General features: G+C 79.2%; 2 protein-coding genes and 1 pseudogene. 2 read left to right on the top strand and 1 reads right to left on the bottom strand.

Features of this window, described 5'->3' with window-relative positions; genetic code table 11:
- Positions 1-627 (top strand): annotated as a pseudogene (locus ACSNOD_RS30390) (hydrolase); the annotation flags it as partial.
- 225 nt (positions 628-852) lie between these two features.
- Positions 853-1,518 carry an NAD(P)H-binding protein gene (locus ACSNOD_RS30385; protein ID WP_436770300.1) on the top strand — a complete coding sequence of 222 codons (666 nt, stop codon included), beginning with the start codon at positions 853-855 and terminating at the stop codon, positions 1,516-1,518.
- 110 nt (positions 1,519-1,628) lie between these two features.
- Here ACSNOD_RS30385 and ACSNOD_RS30380 read toward each other — a convergent pair.
- The coding region (locus ACSNOD_RS30380; protein ID WP_436770299.1) for an ATP-dependent DNA ligase at positions 1,629-2,559 on the bottom strand (931 nt) is incomplete at its 5' end.

The raw sequence follows: 2,559 nt of genomic DNA, 5'->3' as shown, positions 1-2,559 counted from the left end.
CCGCGGCTCGCCGCCGACGGCGGCCCGGGCGGGCTCGGTGGCCTCTCCGGGCCCTCCGGCTCCCCTGGCCCCGGTGGCTCGCCTGTTGGCCTCGCCGGTCAGGACGGGCCGGGCCGGCCGGAGGGCGCGGCGGGCGGCCCCGAGGGCCTCGCCGAGGCCGCGGGCACGGGCGGCACGGGGGCGGCGGCCGCGCGGCTGCTGCGGGCGGCGGGCGTGCGGATCGCGGCCGGCAGCGGGGCGCTGCGGGACGCGGCCGGGCCGGTGGGCCGCGGCGACCCGCTGGAGGCGGCGTTCCTGCTGGCCTCGCAGGCCCGGCTGGGCGCGGCGGACGCGTACGAGGCGGTGAGCGGCTCCGCGCGGGCCGCGCTGGGCCTGCCGCCGGTGCGGGTGGAGGCCGGCTTCCCGGCGGAGCTGCTGGCGGTGCGCGGGGAGGGGCTGGAGGCGGTGCTGTCCCTGGCGTACAGCCGGGTGGTGGTGCACCGGGGCCGGGTGGTGGCCCGGACGAGCGCGGTGCGGGAGTACTGCGACTCGGCGGCGGTGGCGGCGCTGGACCTGCCGCGGCAGTCGCGCTCGCGCCGGGCCGACGGGCCGGGGCCGGGTTCCGGCCCGGGCGCTCAGGAGCCGTGAGGGCAAGCGCTCCTGACGGGTCGACGCGCTGACGGCCCGTACGGCTGGCGAGAGGGCGCACGGACGGCTCGTACGCCTCGGGGGACCGCTGCGGCCCGCACACCGCAGGGGCGGCGCCCGAACGGCCGTACGCCTGGCGGCCCGGCGGGGCGGTTCTCCCCCGGCGGGCAGCCCGCCGGGGCCACCCGAACGCGTTCGTCGCACCGGAGGCGTACGGTCGAGGGCATGCGCATTGTCATCGCTGGAGGACATGGACAGATCGCCCTGCGGCTGGAGCGCCTGCTCGCCGGGAGGGGCGACACCCCCGTAGGACTGATCCGCGACGCCCGGCAGGAGGCGGACCTGCGCGCGGTGGGCGCGGAGGCGGCCGTCTGCGACCTGGAGTCGGCGTCGGTCGAGGAGGTCGCCCGGCATCTGGAAGGGGCCGACGCGGCGGTCTTCGCGGCCGGCGCGGGGCCGGGCAGCGGGGCGGCCCGCAAGGACACCGTCGACCGGGCGGCGGCCGTGCTGTTCGCGGACGCGGCCGAGCGGGCCGGCGTGCGGCGCCATGTGGTGGTCTCCGCGATGGGCGCCGACAGCGAGCCGCCGGAGGGCACGGACCCGGTGTTCGCCGCCTATCTGCGGGCGAAGGGCGCGGCGGACGCGGCCGTGCGCGCCCGCGAGGGCCTGGACTGGACGATTCTGCGCCCGGGCCGGCTGACCGACGACCCGGGCACCGGGCGGGTGCGGCTGGCCGGGAGCACGGGCCGCGGCGCGATCACCCGGGACGACGTGGCGGCGGTGCTCGCCGCGCTCCTCGACGCGCCGGAGACGGCCGGGCTGACCCTGGAACTGATCGAGGGCGACGACCCGGTGGACCGGGCTGTGAAGTCGGTGGCGTCGTCCCGCTGACCCACTGACCCACTGACCCGCCGGCCCAGCGCCCCACTGGCCCGCCGACCCGCCGACTCTTCGGACCTCCGGCCCGCTGAACGGCACCGCGCGGGCGCGCCGGGCCGGGGTCAGTCGGGCCCGCGCGGCCGCAGCACCTCGATCATGCCGGGCCGTACGGTGTCCTGCCGCACCTCGACGGTGAGTTCGGGCGGTACGGGCTCGTAGACCGTGCCGTCGCCGATGGTCGCGGCGCCCGGGTCCCGCTCACCCACCGCCGGCAACGCGCCGAGCAGCGGGGCCACTTGATGCCGTACGGCGGTGGTGAGGAACCGGGAGGCGACCGGCGCGTCGTTCCCGGGCAGCACCAGCACGAGCGCGTCGGGGTGGTCGCGGGTGCCGATGACCCCGACGACCGCGGCGTCCCGGGTGTCGGAGTGGCGCAGCTTCTCCCAGATGCGGCGCCCGCCGCGGTAGGGCATCTCCAGGCCCTTGACGACGAGCCCCTCGACCCCGATGTCGGGCAGCGCCTCGTACCAGGTGAGGGCGAGCTCGGGGTCGGTGGTCATGGGGACCGCCTGGAGGGGCGGGCCGAGGGGTTCGAGCACGTCGAGCAGGAGCGCCCGGCGGCGGGCGTAGGGCAGGGCGCGCAGGTCGTCGGTGCCCAGCGCGAGGAGGTCGAACGCCGCGTAGGAGGCGGGGAGTTCGCGGGCGAGCGCGGCGGCCCGGACGGCCGAGGCGGCCATGGCCCGCTTCTGGACGGCGGCGAAGTCGGTGCGCCCGGCGCGCCACACGACGACCTCGCCGTCGACGACCGCGCCGGCCGGCAGGGCGCGGGCCGCGGCGACCAGGTCGGGGAAGGCCCGGGTGACGATGCGGCCGGAGCGGGCCTGGAGCACGGTGTCCCGCTCGTCGTGGAAGATCACGACCCGGTGGCCGTCGAACTTGGGCTCGTAGGCGACGCGGCCGCGGGGCAGGGCGTGGACGCGGCGGGCGAGGGCCACCCCGAGCGGGGGCCGGAGCACGGTCACGACGGCCTCGGGCGGGGGCGGGAGCGGCGCG

Origin of the sequence: Streptomyces sp. URMC 123, from assembly GCF_051386515.1 — a bacterium.
Classification (GTDB): domain Bacteria; phylum Actinomycetota; class Actinomycetes; order Streptomycetales; family Streptomycetaceae; genus Streptomyces.
The sequence above is the reverse complement of the archived record's forward strand: the minus strand, read 5'-3'. Positions and strand labels throughout refer to the sequence as shown.

Bases quoted from the DNA above. Each gene is read 5' to 3' on its own strand.
- ACSNOD_RS30385 (WP_436770300.1), top strand. From the start codon at position 853: ATGCGCATTGTCATCGCTGGAGGACATGGACAGATCGCCCTGCGGCTG.